General features: G+C 42.5%; 4 protein-coding genes and 1 pseudogene. 1 reads left to right on the forward strand and 4 read right to left on the reverse strand.

Annotated elements, in window-relative coordinates; translation table 11 throughout:
• Positions 1 to 294 (forward strand): annotated as a pseudogene (locus H9625_RS17075) (Rpn family recombination-promoting nuclease/putative transposase); the annotation flags it as partial.
• 84 nt (positions 295 to 378) lie between these two features.
• On the opposite strand, the gene H9625_RS17935 reads toward H9625_RS17075, so the two are convergent.
• From H9625_RS17935 to H9625_RS17090, 4 genes are all read right to left on the reverse strand, one after another.
• A complete protein-coding gene (locus tag H9625_RS17935; protein WP_262892016.1) occupies positions 379 to 804 on the reverse strand; it encodes an outer membrane beta-barrel family protein in 426 nt (141 codons plus the stop codon).
• Complete coding sequence (locus tag H9625_RS17080) at positions 804 to 2,699, reverse strand: outer membrane beta-barrel protein (RefSeq protein ID WP_262892017.1); 1,896 nt, start codon at positions 2,697 to 2,699, stop codon at positions 804 to 806. Before H9625_RS17080 ends, H9625_RS17935 begins: the two co-directional genes overlap by 1 nt.
• Before the next feature lie 180 nt (positions 2,700 to 2,879).
• A complete protein-coding gene (locus H9625_RS17085; protein ID WP_087213206.1) occupies positions 2,880 to 3,191 on the reverse strand; it encodes an SPASM domain-containing protein in 312 nt (103 codons plus the stop codon).
• Positions 3,192 to 3,354: 163 nt separating this feature from the next.
• Positions 3,355 to 4,500, reverse strand: a complete 1,146-nt coding sequence (locus H9625_RS17090; protein WP_191765514.1) for a hypothetical protein — start codon at positions 4,498 to 4,500, stop codon at positions 3,355 to 3,357.
• Positions 4,501 to 4,595 lie beyond the last annotated feature (95 nt).

Genomic DNA, 4,595 nt, shown 5'->3' on the forward strand with positions numbered 1-4,595 from the left:
TACGACAGCTACGAAGAAAGCCTGAAAATCTACCGGGACTGGAAAAATACCATTGATACTGCGAAAATTAAATCGAAAGAAGAAGGACGCAAGGAAGGACTGAAAGAAGGACGCAAGGAAGGACTGAAAGAAGGACGCAAGGAAGGACTGAAAGAAGGAGAAAAAATCGGTATTGAAAAAGGAGCAAAGAAAAAAGCAATTGAAATGGCGCAAAGCCTAAAAGCTAAAGGAGTTGCAATCAGCATAATTGCTGAATGCAGCGGCTTGTCCGAAGAAGAAATCAACAGCCTGTAGGTTAGTTTGTAAGTTTTTTAGTTCTTAAGTTCGTAAGTTCTTGAGTTAAGCATAAGAGAAACTTAAAAACTCAAGAACTCAAAATCACATGCGGCTCCGCTGCTCCTGTCCTGCACCCGTGCCTTTGTACTTGCTCTTTGTGGCATTGAATTTGTAGCGCAAAGTAAGCGTGAAATAGCGGCGCGATTCTTGATCAATGGTTATTAAGCGATTGCCGCCATATATCGTGCCCCATGCGTTACGGGAATTAAACAAGTCTATACCTTGCAGCTGCAAACTGAGGCGTTCATTGAAAAAAGCTTTGCGCAGGCTGACGTTAAGTGCCCAGCCTACTTCGCTGACGTGACCGTTTTCATTATCACCGGGTGTATCGAGCGATGCGTCTACATCCAACAGCAGTTCCCAAGGCAGACGGAAATTGTTGCGCCAACTGAAGCTGCCCATGGGGTGGTTGAAGTTCTTGCGTGTGCCGTCGGGCATATCCACCATATACCATTGCTGAAGGTACATCAGCGTGAATTGGGGCGACCAGATGCCGATGGTAGGCGAGAAGCTGAGCGTGGCGTAGATTTATCTGAATCATACTTATTAAAGTAGCTTAGCAGCATGATGTTAGGCTCGTCTTCCGAATAGGTACCGCCCAAGTTCACAATGGCGTCTTTGGTATGTGTATAGCGGGCATTGAAGTAAATCCACTTCCAAGAGGCGTCCAATGACAGGCGGTTGATGATGGAAGGACGGAGCAACGGATTGCCACTCTCGTAAGTATAACGGTTGGCATAGGTGATGTTGCTGCGCAGCATGTAATAAGTCGGACGGTAGATACTGCCCGTATAACTCAACGAAAGCTGCGTCTTGCCCACAGGAAGAGAAAGCGCAAACGTAGGGAACACATTGTCATACGTACGGCTCTGCTCGTCCACAAGGATTTCATTCTCATAATAGTCGGATGCCAAGTGCTCGTAACGCACGCCTATATGAGCCTGCAGCTTGCCGAAACTGCGGCTGTACTCCAGAAAGGCAGAAGCGGCGTTCTCGCGGATATTGCTGTGGTCGTCATCCAAAATGCCCTGGTCGTTGATATAGGTATTCGTATGGTCGGTATAGGTATATTCCCCGCCGAAAGACAGGTTTCCGTCCCACAGGGGACGGCTGATGATAAGCTTGGCGGCATAGAGCGTGTTCTCGTCCTTGTTGTAGCTGGTGACGTTCTGCTCCTGCAAGGCTTCGCCGATGGGGGTATATTCTTCGGTCATATCCTGCAACGTCTTGCTGTATGACCACATGCCGTCGGCATTGAAGTCAATGTTCCAGTCGCCTGCCTGACCGTTGTAATAAGCATTAAAGGAGTGGGTAGTAGCCGGAGTCCTCTGCCAGCCCCGGCTGGTGTTCTCTTCATAAAGCGAACCGTCCCGGAACACTTGCGAGTACATATTGATATTCCACCAGTCCTTGGGCGTACGGTTGAAGTCGTAACGCGCACCGGCTGAATGATTCTCGTTGAACTGGTAATTGAGTGAGAGCATAGTGGAGATATTCCGGGAGCCTCCTGTTGTAGAAATGGAACTCTCCTGCCGCCAGGTATTGTCGAGGAATGTTTCAAAAACCCCTGTCTTGTTGTCTTCACCCTCGGTTTTCGAACCGAAGAGCATGCCGCTCAGGTCGAACCCGCCCTTGCGGTAGTTAAAGTTAAACTGGTCAAGCACATTCCAGCCATAGTAATAACGGGTGAGGAAACGGTTGTTGAATCCGAAACCTTCGCCCTGCGCCTTCTTGGTATAGATGCGCACCACGGCTTTCACCGTCGCATCATAACGTGCACCGGGATTGCGCACCACCTCTACACGCTTCACGTTATCCGATGAAAGCTGGTCCAGTTCCGAAGCATTACGCATCTTGCGCCCATTGATGTAGATTTCAGCCGTGCCCGAACCGAACACGTTTACCGTACCTTCTTCCGCCGATACGCCCGGAAGCTTGCTCAGCAAGTCATTGCCCGTACCTGCCTTCTCCAAGATAGTGCCCGTCACATTCGTCACCTGCGCATCACCTTTTAACTGCACTTTGGGCAAATCGCCCTTTACCACCACTTCGCCCAACAGCTGTGCATCGGGCAAAAGCTGGATGGTTCCCAAGTCCGGTTTATCTACCTTATTATATATAGTAGCATAGCCGATAGAGGAAATCCGGAGCAACAGGTTCGGTTTCTCGCTACGCAAGGTGAAAGCACCCGATTCGTCACTTACCGTTCCCGTCACGAAAGCGGAATCGGGAAGGGATAACAACACTACATTGGTGTAAGGTAAGGGCTGGCTTTTCTCGTCCGTTACCTTGCCACTATATACCTGTGCAAAGGTTGTCAAAGAGACACAGCAACACATCAATAAGTTTAACAAACGTCTCATGTTCCTTTATTTTTTCTGTTAAAATTTCATTTGCGACTGCAAAAGTAAAGTTTTTTTGTATTTACAATATAATTTGCTACAAATATATATCGCTACAATCCATTCTTAGGAGCTTTTGGACATTATTTTTCAAAGAAATGATTTTTCGCTATCCTTTCCTAATTGACTGTATCTTCAGCTTTAATGCATTCTATATTGAATACTTTTTTGATAAAAGCTCTTAATAAATTCTTCCAGCCCTGTATCCAACACATCTTTTTTACAATAATCTATATTTTGAGTTACAAATTGATATTTACGCATAAAGCATGGCCCCCCACAAAGCGGAAGCAAATTACATTCCATACATTTGGTATCCTGTATATAAGGTGCATTATCAATGCCTTGAAGTTTATTTTCATCCCAAACAATCTCACCCTGTTCATTCAACATACCAAACGAATTTTGAATATTATAATCCATGGCTGTACAAATTAAAATTTTACGTTTCATGTTTCTTAATTTTTGATTGTTTTTACATGCAGCAAAGATAGATGCAACAATTCAAAAATACAAGAAACAAGCATAAGCATCATATAAGCAAAAATAAATATATAAACAACTGATAATCTTGCGATTATAAATTAGTATTCACATTTAATCTAAGCATTCGCTGTCAATACTCCCAAATCCATAAATCAAAGCTTCTTTTAAGTGGCTCATCTTTCAGTATTTCATGGATTTTATTCTTAATCCGCTGCTTAGCTGTAGATACGGAAGCAGGAGAAAGATTCATTAAAACAGCTATTTCACCAACAGATAAACGCAACTTAATCAAACAACAAAGCAACAATTCCCTTGGAGGCAATGACACTTTGTTAGTCAAACGTTTCGTGAATTTATCAAAAAGCGTATCAACCAAGAAATAAACGGTCTGCTCTTCTGCATAATCTAACCCAGTCTTTCTTTGGTGCAGATTAGAGAGAAAAGGATATTCTTTTTGAATAAAAGCAAACCAATCTTCCTCCCGTTGTTTAGAACGTCGTAATTGCTCTGTTACATTCTTAATTTCATCTGCTTCAGGAAATGTGCCTGTGTATTTTTTCATATTTTCATTCAAACGGATATTTTCTTTACGGAGTTGTTCATTTGCATCATGAAGTGAAGCTAACTCTTCCTTCTGTTCAGCCTGTTGTTCTACCAATTCTTTTTGCTGTTCTACTTGTTCTTTCAACTCCGCAATATAATTATTGTTTCGATCTATTAACAATTCATTTTCATGAAGTTGAAAAGTCAAACTATTCAGTTCTTCTTCTTTTCTACGCAAAGCAATCTTACGATGTAAATAAAAAGCGACCAACAACATCAACAAAACTAAAGCCACAATAGTTGCCAATAATAACAAACGAGTTGTATATGCCTTTTCTAGTTCTAACCGCTGATTTTGAGTAACCAACTGCTCTTTTTCAAACTTCTCTTTATAAAAAATAATTTCCCGACTTTTATCTAAAGCACGAACAGAATCTTCATAGAAACGTAACGAATCACTATAAGTTATTATATATTTATGATACTGGGGTTGACGACCCAATTGCAACAAGCTTCGATATACCCCCATACGTGTATAAACATTTGATGTATTCAACGCTTGATTCAAATAATAATAAGCCGAATCATATTGATGCAAATTCATATAATTTACTCCTATTCCATAATAAGATTGAGCTGTTGGATGGTTATTCCCTATTGCCTCCCACTCTAAACTCAAAGCTTTATCATAATCTCCTATCACACTATATATACCAGCCAATTCACTCTTCACTGTATTATATGACAAAATCCCACCGTCAAGTTAGAAGTGCAACTCCTCCACCGCCTTCCTCCGTCCTTGGAGCGTAGCGGAAAGGGCGGAGGAAG

The sequence above is a fragment of the Phocaeicola intestinalis genome (assembly GCF_014837065.1).
Lineage (GTDB): Bacteria > Bacteroidota > Bacteroidia > Bacteroidales > Bacteroidaceae > Phocaeicola > Phocaeicola intestinalis.

Coding starts and splice junctions, on each gene's coding strand:
- H9625_RS17935 (WP_262892016.1), bottom strand. CDS start 804: ATGTACCTTCAGCAATGGTATATGGTGGATATGCCCGACGGCACACGC.
- H9625_RS17080 (WP_262892017.1), bottom strand. CDS start 2,699: ATGAGACGTTTGTTAAACTTATTGATGTGTTGCTGTGTCTCTTTGACA.
- H9625_RS17085 (WP_087213206.1), bottom strand. CDS start 3,191: ATGAAACGTAAAATTTTAATTTGTACAGCCATGGATTATAATATTCAA.